Source organism: Collimonas sp. (genome assembly GCF_035566375.1).
GTDB lineage: Bacteria > Pseudomonadota > Gammaproteobacteria > Burkholderiales > Burkholderiaceae_D > Collimonas.
In genome coordinates this window covers 23,839-40,301 of record NZ_DATMRK010000012.1, presented here as the reverse complement: position 1 = coordinate 40,301, position 16,463 = coordinate 23,839, and the positions used below count along the sequence as shown (strand labels likewise).

12 protein-coding genes are annotated in these 16,463 nt (G+C 63.2%); 2 read left to right on the top strand and 10 right to left on the bottom strand.

Annotated features, from left to right (window positions below; genetic code table 11):
• Positions 1–85: 85 nt before the first annotated feature.
• From VNZ60_RS02750 to VNZ60_RS02705, 10 genes are all read right to left on the bottom strand, one after another.
• Positions 86–892 (bottom strand): 2,3-dihydro-2,3-dihydroxybenzoate dehydrogenase, encoded by an 807-nt coding sequence (locus VNZ60_RS02750; protein WP_325656892.1) that lies wholly within the window; start codon positions 890–892, stop codon positions 86–88.
• Positions 892–1,749, bottom strand: a complete 858-nt coding sequence (locus VNZ60_RS02745; RefSeq protein WP_325656891.1) for an ABC transporter ATP-binding protein — start codon at positions 1,747–1,749, stop codon at positions 892–894. Before VNZ60_RS02745 ends, VNZ60_RS02750 begins: the two co-directional genes overlap by 1 nt.
• Positions 1,749–2,822, bottom strand: coding sequence for a FecCD family ABC transporter permease (locus tag VNZ60_RS02740; protein ID WP_325656890.1), 1,074 nt, complete (start codon positions 2,820–2,822; stop codon positions 1,749–1,751). Before VNZ60_RS02740 ends, VNZ60_RS02745 begins: the two co-directional genes overlap by 1 nt.
• Positions 2,819–3,865, bottom strand: a complete 1,047-nt coding sequence (locus VNZ60_RS02735) for a FecCD family ABC transporter permease (RefSeq protein WP_325656889.1) — start codon at positions 3,863–3,865, stop codon at positions 2,819–2,821. The genes VNZ60_RS02740 and VNZ60_RS02735 overlap by 4 nt, the downstream gene beginning before the upstream one ends.
• 47 nt (positions 3,866–3,912) lie before the next feature.
• Positions 3,913–4,788: an iron-siderophore ABC transporter substrate-binding protein gene (locus VNZ60_RS02730; RefSeq protein WP_325656888.1), complete on the bottom strand. Its 876-nt coding sequence runs from the start codon at positions 4,786–4,788 to the stop codon at positions 3,913–3,915.
• A 53-nt stretch (positions 4,789–4,841) separates the two neighbouring features.
• Positions 4,842–5,729, bottom strand: a complete 888-nt coding sequence (locus VNZ60_RS02725) for a siderophore-interacting protein (RefSeq protein WP_325656887.1) — start codon at positions 5,727–5,729, stop codon at positions 4,842–4,844.
• Complete coding sequence (locus VNZ60_RS02720; RefSeq protein ID WP_325656886.1) at positions 5,722–9,741, bottom strand: amino acid adenylation domain-containing protein; 4,020 nt, start codon at positions 9,739–9,741, stop codon at positions 5,722–5,724. The genes VNZ60_RS02725 and VNZ60_RS02720 overlap by 8 nt, the downstream gene beginning before the upstream one ends.
• Positions 9,742–10,626, bottom strand: coding sequence for an isochorismatase (locus tag VNZ60_RS02715; RefSeq protein ID WP_325656885.1), 885 nt, complete (start codon positions 10,624–10,626; stop codon positions 9,742–9,744).
• Between the two features lie 231 nt (positions 10,627–10,857).
• On the bottom strand, positions 10,858–12,573 hold the full coding sequence (locus VNZ60_RS02710) for a (2,3-dihydroxybenzoyl)adenylate synthase (RefSeq protein WP_325656884.1): 1,716 nt from the start codon (positions 12,571–12,573) through the stop codon (positions 10,858–10,860).
• Positions 12,570–13,814, bottom strand: a complete 1,245-nt coding sequence (locus VNZ60_RS02705; protein WP_325656883.1) for an isochorismate synthase — start codon at positions 13,812–13,814, stop codon at positions 12,570–12,572. Before VNZ60_RS02705 ends, VNZ60_RS02710 begins: the two co-directional genes overlap by 4 nt.
• A gap of 317 nt (positions 13,815–14,131) precedes the next feature.
• On the opposite strand from VNZ60_RS02705, the gene VNZ60_RS02700 reads away from it, so the two are divergent.
• Together VNZ60_RS02700 and VNZ60_RS02695 are read left to right on the top strand one after the other, a co-directional pair.
• On the top strand, positions 14,132–15,250 hold the full coding sequence (locus VNZ60_RS02700; protein WP_325656882.1) for a 3-deoxy-7-phosphoheptulonate synthase: 1,119 nt from the start codon (positions 14,132–14,134) through the stop codon (positions 15,248–15,250).
• Between the two features lie 7 nt (positions 15,251–15,257).
• Complete coding sequence (locus VNZ60_RS02695; protein ID WP_325656881.1) at positions 15,258–16,451, top strand: MFS transporter; 1,194 nt, start codon at positions 15,258–15,260, stop codon at positions 16,449–16,451.
• Positions 16,452–16,463 lie beyond the last annotated feature (12 nt).

Below are 16,463 nucleotides of genomic sequence, written 5' to 3'. Positions count from 1 at the left end.
ATTTTAGTATTTTGACATGGAAAAATCCACAACACATTCACGCCAGCTGCGAATTTCTTTGATGGCTGGGTCTCTGGAGCTCGCCTTAAGCGCCGAGCGTGGCGCCGCCATCCACGCATAGCTCATGCATGGTGATATGCCGGGCGCGATCCGATGCCAGAAATATGACTGCATCAGCGATATCTTCAGCGTCGGCAATCCGGCCCAGCGGGATTCCCAGGCGATGCTGTTCCAGCGAGCCATCGATCACCGCCTGCTTATGTTCGGGACTGGTCCACAACTGGCGCTGCATGGCGGTATCGGTGGAGCCGGGCGACACCACATTGCAGCGTATGCCGTGCGCCGCCAGTTCCAACCCCAGGCAGCGGGTGAAATGCGCCGAAGCTGCCTTGGACGCCGCGTAAGCAGCCATCTGCTGGCGCGGCACGGCGGAGGCATTGGAGGCAACCGTCACGATCACACCGCGCCGGCGCGGCGTCATGCGGCGCGCCACCGCCCGGCACAGGCGAAACACGCCGCCGACATTGACGGCAAAGGTCTGCTCCCAATCGGCATCGCTGCAATCGAGCGCGGCGCCGAGGCGCAAGATGCCGGCGGCGTTGACCAGCACATCGATCGGCCCCAGCGCACTTTCAACCCGTTCCACAGCCACACCCACCGCCTCGCTGTTGGAAACGTCGAGTGCAATTCCAAGCGCGGCGTTGCCGATCCCATTCAATTCAGCGGCCAGCGCCACCACCGCGTCCGCCTGGAGATCGAGCAAAGCCAGTTTCGCACCTTGTCGCGCCAATGCCCGTGCGACGGCGGCGCCGATACCTTGCGCGGCCCCCGTTACTACCACTACCTTGTTTTGAAATTCCATATCACCCTTGTCCTCGTTTAAGTTATTCATCAGAGCTCGAACGCCAGCGCGCTGTATGCATCGGCTTCATTGGTTTGAGCCGCCATGCTGGAACTGGCCACCGGCACCACCACCGGCGCGCCATCGCCAGGCGCAGCCAGCACGTCCACGTCCAGTTGATACAGTTGCCGCAGCAACGCCGGGGTGACGATATCGCGCGGCGCACCGATCGCCAGCACACGGCCGTTGCGCATCGCTACCAGCGTGTCGGCATAACGGGCGGCAGCCATCAGGTCATGCAGCACCATCACCACGCTGCGCCCTGCTGCGGCCAACATCCGTATGCGTTTCAAGACGTCGACCTGATGGCCAAGATCGAGCATGCTGGTCGGCTCATCCAGCAACAGCAGCGGCGTCTCTTGCGCCAGTACCATCGCCAGCCAGCAGCGCTGGCGCTGGCCGCCGGACAGCTGATCCAGCCGCCGCCCGGCCAGCGCCAGCACGTCGGTCGCCTGCAGCGCGTTACGCACCGCCCTTTCATCGTCGGCCGACCATTGCTGCAACAGCCCTTGATGCGGATGACGGCCGTAACGCACCAGGCCGCTGACGCTGATGCCTTCCGGCGCTTGCGGCGCCTGCGGCAGCAAAGCCAGGCGCCGTGCGGCCTGTTGCGGACGCAGCTGCCACAGATCTGCGCCACCCAGCAGGACGCTGCCCTGGGCCGGCTTATGCAAGCGCGCCATGCAGCGCAACAGCGTCGATTTGCCGCAGCCGTTGGGGCCGACGATGACGGTGACCTTGCCTGGCGCAATGTTGAGGTTTATGCCGTGCAATACCGGCGTTTTTTGATGGCAGGCGTGCAGCCCCTGCACTACCAGCATCTGATTTTTATTAACTATTTCCTGCATTAGCTACCTCCCCTGCGCTCGCTCAACAGCAGCCATAACAAGAACGGCCCGCCGAGCAAATTACAAATCACGCCAACCGGCAATTCGGCCGCTGCCAGCAACACCCGTCCCAATGTATCGGCCGCAACCACCAGTGTCGCCCCCACCAGCGCGGCGCCGAGCAAAGCGATACGGCCGCCGCCGGCCAGCCGCTCGGCGACAAACGGCGCCGCCAGCGCCACGAAAGTAATCGGGCCGCAAACGCCGACCGCCAGGCCTGCCAGCAATACCGCGGTCAACAACGCCTGCCATTGGGTGCTGCGCACCGGCAAACCGAGTCCGCTGGCAATCTCCAGATCGAAACGCAGCAGGGCCAGACGGCGCGTGCTTAACAAGGTCAGCGGCAGCAACAGCAGCAAGCCCACCGCCAGCGGCAAGGCAGTGGCGTAAGAACGGCCGTTGAGACTGCCGATACTCCAGGCATACAGCGCGCTGGCGTGCATCAGTTCCTGGCGCGACAGCGCCAGCTCGGTCACCGCACGCAACAGGCTGGACAGGGCCAGGCCGACAATCAACAGGCGCTGTCCGCGCGACCCCAGGTTGCCGGCGGCGATCAGCAATAACACCACCGCGCCCAAAGCGCCGAGAGGCCCGACCCACCAAGGCCCGAACATGCCTGCCGCGCTGCTGATCAGCGCCACAAACACGCCCAGCGTGGCGCCATCGGCGACCCCCAGCAAATCAGGCGTCGCCAGCCGGTTGCGGGTCAAGGCTTGAATCAGGCAGCCGGCCAGGCCCAGCGCCGTCCCCGCCAGCAAACCGACCAGCACCCGCGGCAACCTGAACTCCAGCACCAGCAGTTGCATGCCCGGTGCGGCCTGGCCCTGCAATACGGCCAGCAATTGGCGCGGCGAGAGCCAGGTCGAACCGGCCAGCAAGGCCATGCCGACTGCAGCCGCCAGCAGCATGCTCAAGCCCAGCGTCACCCATAAGGAACGACGGGCGAACAGCAAGGAGAAGCGGCCACAGCGCAGCAGTCGCATGTCGGCATCGAGCACTTCCGTTTGCATGGTTTCCGGCAGTAAAGCACTCATAAGGCAGCACCGTTCTGCCATGCCCGCGAACGCGCCAGCCAGATCAGCAGCGGCGCACCGGCCAGAGCCGTCATCACGCTGATCGGCGTCTCGAAAGGCTGCACCGCCAGCCGTGCTGCAAGATCGGCGGCCAGCAGTAGGCCGGCTCCCAGCCAGGCCGCAACCAGCAACTGCGCGGCCAGACTGGTGTGCCGCAATAACGGCGTCAAGGCACGCGCCAGGAACGGCGCCAGCAAACCGAGGAAGCCGATCGGACCGGCCAGCGCTACCGCGCTGCCGGTTAGCAAAGTCACGCAGAACGCCACGGCTAGCCGCAATGGCAACGGCCGATGGCCCAGCGAACGGGCGATATCGTCGCCCAGTAGCAATGCCGACAAGGGGCGCGCCAGCAACAGCGCGCACACCAGGCCGACGATCACCACGGGCGCGGTCCACAGTGTCATGCCGGGTGTAACGCCAGCCAGGGAACCAAGCACCCAGAAACGGTATTGATCGTAGCCGGCAGGTTGCGATAACAGGATGGCGGAACTGACGCCGATGAAAGTCGCGCCCAGCGCAACGCCAGCCAGCACCAGACGCAGCGGTGCGGCAGCTTGCTGACCAAACTGGGCAACTGCTAACACGCAAGCATTACCCAGCATGGCGCCGAGCCCGGCCCATAACAGATAACCGGGCCCGTTCTCTGCCCCGGCCCAGGCGATGCCCACCACCACGCCCAGCGCCGCGCCGGCATTCACGCCGAGCAGACCCGGCTCAGCTAGCGGATTACGCGTCACGGTCTGCATCAGCATACCGGCCACGCCCAAGGCGCTGCCGACCAGCAAAGCCGCCACCATGCGCGGCAGGCGCAAGCTCAGCAACACGGTCTGCAATTGCGGATCGCTGCGCGCAACAGCTTCGCCTGATAAAAAAGCCAAGGCATCGGCCGCGCCAACCTGACCAGCGCCAATCAGTAACGACGTCACAGCCAGAACCGGCACCACCAATACCAACAAAGTAAACAACAGCCGCCGCAGCGCCGGGCGATAAGCATGATCAGACACAAGAACTCCGGGAAGGTATTGCAAAAACTGCTTGGATTTGTTCTGGATCAACCGCCGAGCATGGCCTTTTCCACGTCGTTCAAGATCGCCAATGCCGCCAGCGGGCCGCCTGGGCTGGTCCACAACGATCCATCCACCGCCACCATATGACCCTTTTGCACCGCGCCCAATTGGCGGAAGGCCGGGCTCTGACGTGCGGCGCTCAGCGCATCGTTAGCCTGGCTGGTGTTGAGCGTACCGACAAACAACCAGTCGGCGTCGATGCGCGACAAGGCTTCCAGGCTCAAGGGTGGCGAGTGCGCAACCCCGGCCTGCATTTGCGCCGCCGGCCGCCGCATTTTGAGATCGGCCAGCACCAGGCTGGCGAAGGCGTCTTTCAACATATACGAGGGCCCCTGCGGGTTCCAGCGCACCACGCTCACGGTGGCGTTGGCTTGCGCGCCCAACTTGCCGCGCAGCGTTTCGGCGCGCCGCCGATAGGCGCTTAGCAAGGCATCAGCCTGGGCCGGCCGCCCTACCACCTCGGCGATGCGGCGCAAGGCCAGCTGCCAATCCTCGCCTTGTTTGTAGCTGACCACGGTGGGCGCGATCTTGCTCAATTGCGCCAATAATTCAGGGTCGGGCAGGCTGCCGACAAGGATCAAATCCGGCTGCGCAGCGATCACCAGGTCCAGCACCGGGCTGCCAAAATTACCGACGCTGGCCAGGCCGCTAACCGCGTTGCCAAGATAGTGCGGCATGCCGCCCTGGCCGCGGCCATTGGTGGCGCCGACCGGCTTGATTTTCAGCGCCAGCAGGGAATCTAGGTCGATTTCGGATAAGGCCAGCACCCGCTGCGGTTGCACCGGCACCCGCACTGCCCTGCCTGCCGCATCGACAATGGCGCGCTCTGCGCTAAAGGCTGACACTGTAAAAAATGCCATTGATATAGCCAACAGCGCGAACAGCATCGCGCGGATAGATGAAAGCCGAATGGTCATGACAGAGTTTCCTTGATGGTGAAAGTAGTGGCGGCGCGCTCCTGCTGCGCGACTTGCCCCAGCTCAAACGCATCCATGATGCGATGCCGTTCGGCGTGGTAATCCTCTTCGGTATGCTCGTCTTTCCAGTACGGCACGGCATACATGGCGCGCCGTGGCACGCCGCGCTGCTTGAGCAGATACTCGCGCAAGGCCACCACCTGGGTGCTCTCGCCGGCCAGCGTCACCGACAGCCCGGTGGCTGGCAGGCTAAGGGCAGACACCTGATCCAGCAACAGCGTGCTGCTGCCGGCCGGTGCGCCATCGCGCGACAGCCAGCGCAGATCGACGCCAGGCGGATGACGCAAAGCTTGGATCTCGCCGTGGTCCGGCACCTCAATCAAGGCATGGCCACGGGCGCGTTCGGGCAAGGCGGCCAGCACCGCCGCCAGCACCGCAAATGCGCTTGGATCGCCCAGCAAAAGGAAATAGTCGGCGTCCGGCAAAAAGCGCGGCGGACCGCCCGGCCCGGCGACACCGATGGCGGCGCCGGGTCCGGCGTGCAAGGCCCAGCTTGAGGCCGGGCCATCGTCGCCATGCAAGACGAAATCGATATCCAGCTCGCCGGCTGCGGCGTCATAACGGCCAACCGTATAGGTGCGCGCAATCGGCCGGATATCGTCCGGCGGCCAGATTGGGCCGTCCGGGCCGAGCGTCGGCAGTACCGGTTCGATTTGACCGGGGCGCGGCAACAGCAGCTTGATATGCGCGCCGTCGCTGTCTGGCGGGAAGCCAGACAGCGCCTCGCCGGCCAGGGTGATACGGCGCATATGCGGCGTCAGTTGTTGCGTGCGCCGCACACGCAACAAGCGTGGCGGTGTGCGTGGTGTGGGTGTTTTACTCATGCGATTTCTCGGTAATGGACTCAAGACTCAGCCGCCTGGCCAGCTCGCGGCCGATATGCGCCAGGGGCGCCGGCTTGCTCATGCCGATATGCGTACTATCGACATCGACGCGCTCCATGCGGCCAAGCACATAAGGTTTCCAGCCTAGCCAGTCGGGTGCTTCGGGAGTACGGCGGGAGGCATGGAAAAACAGCAGATCGCCTTGATAAGGCTGATGCTGCAACTGGCGATACTGCAACATGCCGTGCAAGGCATTCTTCAGCAGCCGCGCCAGTTGCGTCTCATCGGCTGTCGCCAAGGTGCTGTCCGGCTGTTTGAAACGGGCCAACATGGCTTCATGCGACAACGGCTGGCCGTCGGCGTCCAGCGGCGAAGCTCCGATGACGTCGAGCAGGGTCAGCAGCGCGTCGCGTTCCTGCGGTTCGGGCTGGCCTTGCCAGATGTCGCTAGGATAGGCGTCCATCATCGCCAGCAAGGCTACCGTTTCACCGGCTTGTTGCAGCTTGACCGCCAACGCATGGGCGATGCCGCCGCCGGACGACCAGCCAAGCAAGCGATACGGCCCATGTGCTTGCACACTGCGCAGCAAAGCCAGATAGGCGCCCACCTGAGCGTCAACAGTGGCTGGTGCAGCGCCGCTGATGCCTATGGCCTGCAAACCGTAGATTGGGATATCCGGCAATTGCCTGGTAAGACCCAGATAACACCACGCCAGGCCTTCCGCCGGGTGCACGCAAAACAGCGCCGGTAGCGACGACGATGCAGGGCTGACGCCGCGCTGAATCACCAACAGGGGTGCGAATTCGGAATCAGCTGCGGCTGGCGGCGGTGGATGGCCGGCCAGACTGCTCAATGACTGAGCCAGCGCCGCCACCGTGCGATGACGGAACAAGGTCGATACCGCGATCTCGCGCTGCAGGGCAATACCGAGCCGGTTGGCTACCTGGATCGCCTGCAAGGATTTGCCGCCGAGGGCAAAAAAGTCATCGGCCGGACTTAAATCGCTCACGCCCAGCACCTCGCACCAGACTGTCATCACTGCTTGTTCCAGCTGGCTGGCGACAATCTTGGATCGATCCTCAACAACAGCTGGCGGCAAATCACGCAATGCCTTGCGATCTATTTTGCCATTGACATTGCGCGGCAATTTTGGCAACGCCAGATAACTGCCGGGAATCGCCACCGCAGGTAAATGCCGGGCCAGAAAATCGCGCCAGACGGCCGCCGTCGGCAAGCTCTGATCGGCGACCACGAAAGCTGCCAGGCGCTTGCTGTCGCCACCGTTCGCCAGCGGCTGCGCCACCACAGCGACTTCACGCACGCCGGGATACAACAGCATGGCGGCTTCAATTTCCAGCGGATCGATACGATGGCCGCTAAGTTTGAATTCGTCGTCCAGGCGGCCCAGATAGCGCAATTCGCCATCCTCACCCAGCAGCACGCGATCGCCAGTCCGATAGGCATGGCATGGCGACGACTGTCCTGGCACTCCATCCAGCGTCACAAAACGTTCTGCCGTCAATGCCGCGCGCCCCAGGTAACCACGCGCCAAAGCGCCGCCCATCAGGCATAACTCACCGGCCTCACCACACCTCACCGGACGCAGATCAGCATCGACCACGGCAATCGCTACACCCGCCAGCGGCCGCCCGATCGGCACCGTATCGCCATCGAAGGCAATCGCCCCGGGTCCGGCCAGCTCTGCCGTAGTGCAAATCACCGTGGCTTCGGTCGGACCATAGGTATTCAGCAACTGCACCTGCGGCGCGACTGCTGCACGCCAGCGCGCCACCCGTTCCGCCAACGCTGCCTCGCCGCCGATGATCAGCAGCCGCACGCTGTCCGGCAAGGCGGCTTCGTGCTGGCTGATGCAAAAGCTGAGTTCGTGCCAGAAAGCAGTCGGCAAATCCAACACGCTGATGCGCAGCCGTTGGCATGCCTGCAAAAAGCGCGGCAGCGATTCCAGCATCTCGTCGTTACGCAACACCAGGCTGGCGCCGGCGCATAAAGTCAGAAAGATTTCTTCCACGCTGGCGTCGAAGTGCAAGGGAGAAAATTGCAACACCCGGTCGCTGGCGCTAATCCGGTAGCGCGCCGTTGCGCCCGCCACAAAATGCGCCAGCGCAGCGCGACCGATCATGACGCCGTTCGGCCGGCCGGTGGAGCCGGAAGTGTAGATCACGTAAGCCAGGGCGTCCGCAGCCACGGCAACCGGCTCAAGCAACGGCGCGCCGCCCTGCCGGGTGTTGCTGGCGCTGTCTTCCAGGCACAGCAGCGGCGCTGCCCCGTTCACCTTGCCAGCGTGCCGGCGCAGACTCAGCACCAGCGCCGGCTGTGCATCTTCCAGCACCGCCGCGATGCGCAGCACGGGGCCGTCCGGATCGAGCGGCACATAGCCGCCGCCGGCCCACAGCACCGCCAGCATGGCCACCACGGTATGCGGCGCACGCGGCAGCAACAGCAGCACGCGGCTTTGCGGCAATACGCCATGTGCCAGCAAGACCGCAGCCAGCGCCTGTACTTGCGCCAGCAGTTCGGCATACGTCAGGGACACGCCATCCTGCGTCAGCGCGATCTGCTGTGGCGTATTGGCGGCGTGCCTGCGCAAAGCATCGAGCACCGCTTCCGGCGCGGCGGGCAGCCGGCCGCCGGACAACACGGCCGGCTGCGCGGGGATTGTGGCGGCGGTGCCGAGTAGCGAGGCTAACGACATAGCGACGTTGTGCGGCGCGTTCGCCAAAATATCCAAGGTCGCCAGCAAACTCCCATGCAAGGCACTCAACGTGGCGCTGTCGTAAGCATCGGGATTGGCTTCAAAATCCAGCCTGACGCCGTCGGCGCCGGGGGCAATCACAATCGACAGATCCTCGACCGGCCCGGCCGCGATCGGATGCGCAGTCGCCGCCAGCTGGCCAAACGCCAGCGGCCGGTCGAACGGCATCAGGTTGATCACCGCTCCGAACAGGCGGCGACTGCCGTCGCTCAGGCCGAGGTCGTGCTTGAGTTGTTCATAGCGATAACGCTGATGCGGCCGTATTGCGCGCAGTTCTGTCATCACCTGCTGCGCCAGATGGTTCAGGCCGGCCTGGCTGTCTATCTGCAACCGCAAGGGCACGATATTCATCGCCATGCATGGCACGCTTAGCGCCACCGAACCGAGCCGTCCCATCACCGGCAAGCCGAGCGTGATGTCGCTGGCGGCGCTTTTTTGTTGCAACCAGGCGGCGATAGCGGCAATCAGCCACGCCGTCCAGTCGACTCCGGCGGCGCTGGCTGCAAGCTGCCAACGCTGCAAGGCAGCTGCCGGCAACTTGCCGCGCTGGCGGCGCACGCCATGCGCCACCGGCATTGCCGGTCCCAGCAGCACAGGCGGCGGCGCATCTTTAAGACGCGCACGCCAGAATTCCCGATCCCGTTCATAGGCTGCGGAAGAAAGATAGAGTCGATCTTCGGCGACTACCGGCGCCAAAGCACTCGGCCGTGCCGGCGGCAAGCCGCTGCCGGCAATCCGCGCCGAATACAGATCGGCCACCCGCTGCGCAAGCAAGGCGTAGCCGAAACCATCCAGCGCTACGTGATGCACCCGCAAATACCACAGCGTGCGCTGCGCGCCAAGCTGCAATAGCGCGCTGGCAAACAAGGGGCCATGCGCAAGATCGGCGGTCTGTAGCAGGTCAGCCTGCATCCAGCGCTGCGCTGCTTCAAACGGCGCTGCCGCAGCGCTGAAATCCAGCCGCTGCAGCGTCCAGCCGGTATCGAGCGCGGGCGTTTGCCAGACACTTTTGCCATCGCTGGCATAACGCTGATGCAGAGCGTCACACTCTGCTACCGCCTGGCTCAGGGCCGCCTCGAACGCCGTCTGATCCAACACACCGCACAGCTTCACCGCCTCGGCGGTCCAGTAAGCCGGGCTGCCGGCATCGAGTTGCTGCCCCAGCCAGATACCGTATTGCGCCGCCGACAGCGGCAATAGTGAGGATTGCGCCAGCTCCTGCATCTGGGCGATTCCCATTCAATGGCTCCGTGACGCGGCGAGCAAACTCCACCAGTCCGCCAGCGTCGGCCGCTCGGCCAGATCGACGAAGGTAGCGCTCGCGCCGCCACGCCGCCAACGCTCGACCAGGCTCATCAAGCGGATCGAATCAAGGCCAAGGTGCAGCAAGTTATCGTCGGTCCGCAAATCTGCAGCCGGCATTTGCATCAATTGCGCCACCTCTGCCTGCAGCGCCGCCAGGCTGGCCGGCAGACTGACGGCGGCCGCCGGTTGCAAGGCGCTGACGACGTTATCCGTATGAGTGACCACGCCGCAGCGTTGCGACACATAGTCCAGCGCCATCGCATGCTGCCCGGCAGAAAAGTCAGCCAAAGCATCCCCCACCAGAAACGCCTGCACATCGTGCATGAAGGCGTCGGCGCTGGTCATCAGACAGCCGATGTGGGCGTAGACGCCGCACACAATCAATTGATCGCGGCCCTGCTCCTGCATGCGTTGCAACAGGTCGCTACGCACGAAAGCGCTGTAGCGCCATTTGGTCAGCACCGTGTCTTGTGCACGCGGCGCCAGGGCGGCAACCACTGGCGCCCGATGCGGTTGTGCGGTCAGCCCCGGCCCCCACCATGCCTGCAACAGACCGCGCTGTTCCGGCGCCTGCTGCGCCGGTTGTGCGGTATACACCACCGGCACGCCGGCAGCATCGCAAGCATCGCGCAGGCGTTGGACATGTTCAATCAAAGCGGGTATCGGCGCAGCCTGGACGTCGTAGAAATCGAGGAAATATTCTTGCATGTCGTGAATCAGCAGCACCGCGCGCGCAGGGTCTGGGATCCAGTCGACACGGTTGGTCGGCATGACGGCAGCCACTGGCATTGGATAAGAAGGGATTTTTGGAATGCTCATAAGGATAATTTCTGATGAATTAGGGTAAGTAAATTAAGTGCGTTAAAACTATCTCTGCAAACTCTGTCATGACAATGTCCTTGCCCGGTTCGCGCTTAACAAACGCAGCTAACTGGGGTCAGAGTCAAGTTTCGCGATAAAGCACTGCGAAAGTTGACTCTGACCCCAGATGACTATTGCCGTGGCCGCGTTTGCGGGAATGACGCGCAACGGGACTTATTCGAGGCCGCCTTAAGGGACATTTCTGGCGCCAGCCAACTGCTCTGCGATGCGTTCGCGCAGCACACGCTTGTTGACCTTGCCGACGCCGGTTTTAGGAAAACGATCGATGAACTCGATACGGTCCGGGATCTTGTATTGGGCGATACCGCGTTCGCGCAGGAAATTGTTCAGCTCCATTGCTCTTGGCACTACACCACGCGGTATCACGAAGGCGCAGCTGCGTTCGCCCAGATAGGCGTCCGGCATGGAAACCAGCGCCACGTCATGGACATTCGGATGCGCCAGCAAATGGTTTTCGACTTCATCGGCAGCCACCTTGTCGCCGCCGCGATTGATCTGATCCTTGGCTCGGCCCTCAACCACCAGATGGCCGGACGGCAGTTGCGATACCAGGTCGCCGGTGCGATAAAAACCATCGGCGGTGAAGGCGCGGGCGTTGTGTTCTTCGGCCTTGTAGTAACCGCGTATGGTGTACGGGCCGCGTGTCAGCAAGTGGCCGACCTCGCCAGGAATCACGTCACGATCTTCATCGTCCACCACGCGCACCTCGTCGGCGGCGGAAATGGCGCGGCCCTGCGTGCCAACCACCAGCTGCTGCGGATCGTCGTGACGGGTGTAGTTGACCAATCCCTCGGCCATGCCGAATACCTGCTGCAAAGCGCAACCCAGCACCGGCCGCACTCGTTGCGCCACTTCGGCGGTGAATTTCGCGCCGCCTACCTGCAGCAATTGCAGGCTGCTCAGGTCGTGACCGCCGCTGGCACGCTCATTGGCGCGCTCATTGGTCCGATTACTGACGGCGTCCAGCCACACCATCGCCAGCGGCGGCACCAGTGCCGTCAAGGTGACGCGCTCGGTTTCGATCAGCGGGAAGGCGTCGTCCGGGCTGGCGCGCCGCGTCATGACCACACAGCCGCCGGCATACAGCGCGCCGAAGCTGCCGGGCGAACTCAAGGTGAAATTGTGCGCGACCGGCAAAGCGCACAGGTAGATGCTGCCCGCTGTCAGGCCGCAGATTTCTGCACTGGCGCGGACGCTGTACAGGTAATCGTCCGGGGTGCGCGGAATCAACTTGGGCAAGCCGGTGCTGCCGCCTGAAAGCTGCACGAAGGCGACGTCGTCCGGACGCGGCTCGGCGAAGCTTTGCGGCTGATCATACAAACTATCCAGCGCGCAAAATTCCTCTGCTTGTCCGACTACGATGACGTGTTTCAGACTGGGCTGCCCGGCACGGACCTGGCGCGCCAGCTGGCGATAGTCGAAACCGCCGTCGAGATCGGCGATCACGTAAGCCGCAGCTTCGGTATGGGCGCAGAAATAACTGACTTCGGCGCGCCGGTGCGCCGGCAGCGCGAACACCGGTATTGCACCCAGGCGGAACAAGGCAAAACACACTGAGAAAAATTCGGCGATGTTGGGCAGTTGCACCACCACCCGATCGCGCGGGCGGATGCCGATTCGGGCAAAACCCGCGGCCAACCGGTCGCTGCGCTGGTCCAGCTCGGCATAAGTCCAGCGCCGGGCGCCGCATACCAACGCTAGCCGTGCCGGATATTGCTGTGCCCGCGCCCGCAGCATGGCGCCGAAAGTCTCGCCAGTCCAATAGCCGGCTGCGCGGTATGCTGCGGCGGCCTGCTGCGGCCAGGGCGTAAATCCGGGCAGGTAGCCTGGCTGATCGGCGCGACTGATTTTATCCTTCGCTTTATCCTTCGTTTTATTCTTCATGCCGCCGCCTCAGCCTGGTCTTCCAACATCAGTTCCAGATTCATCGCCGCCAGCATGGTGCGCAGCTTGCCCGAGGTTTCCAGCAATTCCAATTGCGGCTCGGAACCGGCCACGACGCCGGCGCCGGCGTACAGCGTCGCACTGTGAGCGCCGAGTTCGGCGCAGCGCAGCGTTACCGCCCACTCGCCATCGCCGTGGCTATCGCACCAGCCAACCAGGCCGGCGAAGTAACGGCGATCGAAGCCTTCCACATCGGCGATGAATTTGCGGGCGGCTGCGGTCGGATGGCCGCATACCGCCGGCGTCGGGTGCAGCGCCAATGCAACTTCCAGCGAAGTGGTGGCGAGATCGGCCAGCTCGCCGCGGATTTCCGTGCCCAGATGCCACATGGTCGGCGTCGCCAGCAAACTGGGGGCGCTCGGCACGCGCAAGGTTTTACAGTAGGGGCGCAAGGCGGCGGCAACCGCATCCACTACCAATGCATGCTCATGCAAATCCTTGGCGGAGCACAGCAAAGCATCTGCGCGACGGCGGTCTTCCACCGCATCGGCGCTGCGTGGAATCGATCCCGCCAGCGGATGGGAGACCAGTTCCTTGCCATAGCGTGCCAGCAGTAGCTCGGGGCTGGCGCCAATCAGGGTGCGCCGTTCAGATACCGCAGCAAGGCCGCTATCGGTAAGATCGATAGCAAACGTATAGCCGTGCAAATTGAGCGCCGCCAGGCGATGCAGCAAGGCCGGAACTTCGATCTGCGCGGCCAGGGTAAGCGAACGCGAGAGCACCGCCTTTTCGAATTCGCCATTGCGGATCTGCGCCAGCGCACTGCGCACATTGCTGCGATATGCCTCCGGTGCAGGTTGCATCAATGGCGCCGCCGACAAGCTCGCCTCCGCCGGTTTTGCGGCTGAATTCAGAGCCGCCACTGCGCTATCCACGCCGGTGCCGCTGATCAGTTGTCGCGGCATGAACAGGTGAGCCGGCGCCGAACTGGCGTCCATCCGGAATGGCAGCGCCCCTATCAGCACCGGCGCCGGCTGTCCTTCCAGTTCTGCATTCTTAAGATATTGCGCCGCCATGACGGCTAGCTGACTAGGGTCGCACGGTGGCAATACGGCTTTGATCCCCCGGGCTAGCAGGCTGCGCCTGGGTGAGGCGAAAAAGGTCGCGCCAGTTTGATATTGCTGAAGCAAATCTGTAGCGCTGGCTTGCTTCAAAAATGCATGGCGGAGTCTGTCGTTCACGGTGTTAGTCCTCGCAAAAATTCGGATAAGAATCGTGTGGTGGCGTGGCATTCCGCTAGCCGATTGAATGCTCCCTCAGCCGGACATCAAGGCGGATCGCGCCGATGCCAAGCCAGTCCAAGAAGTTGATGCAGATGGACATGGAGTGATTTATTGTAAATGCAAATGAGAATGATTAGCAATTGATTTATGTATGGAATGCAATTAATATCCATTCCAGCCATGAATTTCTCGCCGCTCTCGCCTCACCAAACGCCCGCATTCAAGGGCTGTTGAACACTCCTCTATCAACCTACCGAGACTCACCGAGCACGCCCATGAAAAGAGATCAACTTGTCGTCGATGAAGAAAATTTTTTAAACCTTGCCGGTATCGACCCCATGCCCTCGCCGGCCGAACTGAGGGTGCAGTTGCCGCTTAGCGCAACCGCCGCAGCAACCGTAGCCAACGGCCGCTCTGTAGTCAGGAATATTCTGGAACGGCGCGATCCGCGCCTGCTGGTGGTGGTCGGCCCCTGCTCGATCCACGATCCCGAAGCCGGCCTCGAATATGCCCGCCGCCTGCAACAACTGGCCGCCGAACTGGCCGACACGCTCTACATCGTGATGCGCGTGTATTTCGAAAAACCGCGCACCAGCGTCGGCTGGAAAGGTTTGATCAACGATCCCGGCATGGACCAGTCGTTCCGCATCGCCGATGGCATGCACCAGGCGCGCCGCTTCCTGCTGAAAGTCAACCAGCTCGGCTTGCCAGCCGCGGCCGAAGCGCTGGATCCGGTCTCACCGCATTACCTGGGCGAACTGATCAGCTGGGTCGCTATCGGCGCCCGCACCACTGAATCGCAAACCCACCGCGAGATGTCGTCCGGCTTGCCGATGCCGGTCGGTTTCAAGAACGGTACCGATGGCAGCGTCGAAACCGCGCTCAACGCCATCTTGTCGACCTCGCGCCCGCATGCCTTCCTCGGCATCGACAACGATGGCCGCGCCGCCATCATCCGCACCCGCGGCAACCCGCACAGCCACTTGGTATTGCGCGGCGGCAGCAACCGGCCCAACTACGATAGCGTCAGCGTCAGCCTGGCCGAGCAGGCGCTGGCCAAGGCGCAGCTGCCTGCCAACATCATCATCGACTGCGCGCACGGCAACTCTTACAAAAAGCACACTCTGCAAGCAGCCGTGATGAGCGACCTGGTGCATCAGATACGCCAAGGCAATCGCAGCATCCTCGGCAGCATGATCGAAAGTTTCCTGGAAGCCGGCAACCAGCCGATACCAGCCGACCTGTCGCAGCTGCGCTACGGCTGCTCGGTGACCGATCCGTGCGCCGACTGGGACACCACTGCCGCCATGTTGCGCGCTGCGGCAGACGGTTTACGCCATGTGCTGCCCGGCCGCATCGCCGGCGCCTCATCTACCGCACCTCATCTAACTTAAGGAAGCAATGAAACAGCTGTCCCCGACTCAGGCAATCATCATCGTTGCCGCCATCCAGTTCGTCTACATCCTCGATTTCATCATGCTGCTGCCGCTGGGGCCAGACCTGGCGCAAGCGCTAGCTTTCCCTAGCGACAAACTAGGCTGGCTGTCGGCTGCCTACACTGCGGCAGCGGTGGTCTCCGGCCTGCTTGCTGTGCGCCTGCTGGATAGCTTCGACCGCAGATCGGTACTGCTGCTGGCGTTCGGTGCAGTCGGCTTGTGCACGCTGGCGGCGACCTGCGCCAGCAGCCTGTGGACGCTGATGCTGGCGCGCGGCCTGACCGGACTCTGCGGCGGCCCCGCGATAGCGCTCGGGATGGCGATCATCATCGACAGCACACCGCCAGAACGGCGCGGGCGCGCCATCGGCAAGGTCATGCTGGGGTTTTCGATGGCGGTGATTGTCGGTGTGCCGCTGGCGCTTGAGCTGGCGCGCTGCGGTGGCTGGCGCATGCCGTTTTATGCGGTGGCCGGCCTCGCAGCCACGGTCTGGCTGCTGGCGGCATGGCGCTTGCCCAAGCTGCGCCAGCATCTCGATCAGCCGCGCAAGCAGCCGGTCAGCGCCCGCAGCCTGCTGGCCCAGCCTGCGGTACGCGCCGCTTGCCTGGTGCAGGCGCTCAGCCAATTCTCGGCTTTCCTGGTGATACCCCAATTCTCCGCCTACCTGTTGCTGAATCTCGGCTTCCCGCGTGAACGGCTGGGCATGCTGTATTTTGCTGGCGGCGTGACTGCGATGGTGACGGTGCAATTGCTCGGGCGGCTGGCCGATCGCGCCGGCCCGCTTCCTGCGGCAGCGATCGCATCGCTGGCCTTCTGCACCGGCCTCGCGCCATTTTTCGGCATAAGCACGCTACCGCTGCTACTGTTTTTTATCTTGTTCATGGCAGGCAACGCCGGCCGCAACGTCACCCTGGCGGCGCTTACCAGCCAAGTGCCTGGGCCGCACGAACGCGCTGGCTTTATGTCTTTGCAAAACATCGTGCAAGACCTGGCAATCACCGTCGCGGCGTTGACATCCAGCCTGATGCTGGGCGAAACCGCAGACGGCCGCTTGACTGGAATGAACATGATCGCGCTGCTATCGGCGGCGATGGCAATCGCCGTGTTATGCGCTTTACCGCGTTTGCATAAGCCGCTGGCACAGCTGGCGCCAAAATAAAACACCTGAACG

Excerpts from the sequence above, each read along its gene's own strand:
- VNZ60_RS02745 (WP_325656891.1), bottom strand. The coding sequence starts at position 1,749 with ATGCAGGAAATAGTTAATAAAAATCAGATGCTGGTAGTGCAGGGGCTG.
- VNZ60_RS02700 (WP_325656882.1), top strand. The coding sequence starts at position 14,132 with ATGAAAAGAGATCAACTTGTCGTCGATGAAGAAAATTTTTTAAACCTT.
- VNZ60_RS02720 (WP_325656886.1), bottom strand. The coding sequence starts at position 9,741 with ATGGGAATCGCCCAGATGCAGGAGCTGGCGCAATCCTCACTATTGCCG.
- VNZ60_RS02730 (WP_325656888.1), bottom strand. The coding sequence starts at position 4,788 with ATGGCATTTTTTACAGTGTCAGCCTTTAGCGCAGAGCGCGCCATTGTC.
- VNZ60_RS02725 (WP_325656887.1), bottom strand. The coding sequence starts at position 5,729 with ATGAGTAAAACACCCACACCACGCACACCGCCACGCTTGTTGCGTGTG.
- VNZ60_RS02710 (WP_325656884.1), bottom strand. The coding sequence starts at position 12,573 with ATGAAGAATAAAACGAAGGATAAAGCGAAGGATAAAATCAGTCGCGCC.
- VNZ60_RS02750 (WP_325656892.1), bottom strand. The coding sequence starts at position 892 with ATGAATAACTTAAACGAGGACAAGGGTGATATGGAATTTCAAAACAAG.
- VNZ60_RS02715 (WP_325656885.1), bottom strand. The coding sequence starts at position 10,626 with ATGAGCATTCCAAAAATCCCTTCTTATCCAATGCCAGTGGCTGCCGTC.
- VNZ60_RS02740 (WP_325656890.1), bottom strand. The coding sequence starts at position 2,822 with ATGAGTGCTTTACTGCCGGAAACCATGCAAACGGAAGTGCTCGATGCC.
- VNZ60_RS02695 (WP_325656881.1), top strand. The coding sequence starts at position 15,258 with ATGAAACAGCTGTCCCCGACTCAGGCAATCATCATCGTTGCCGCCATC.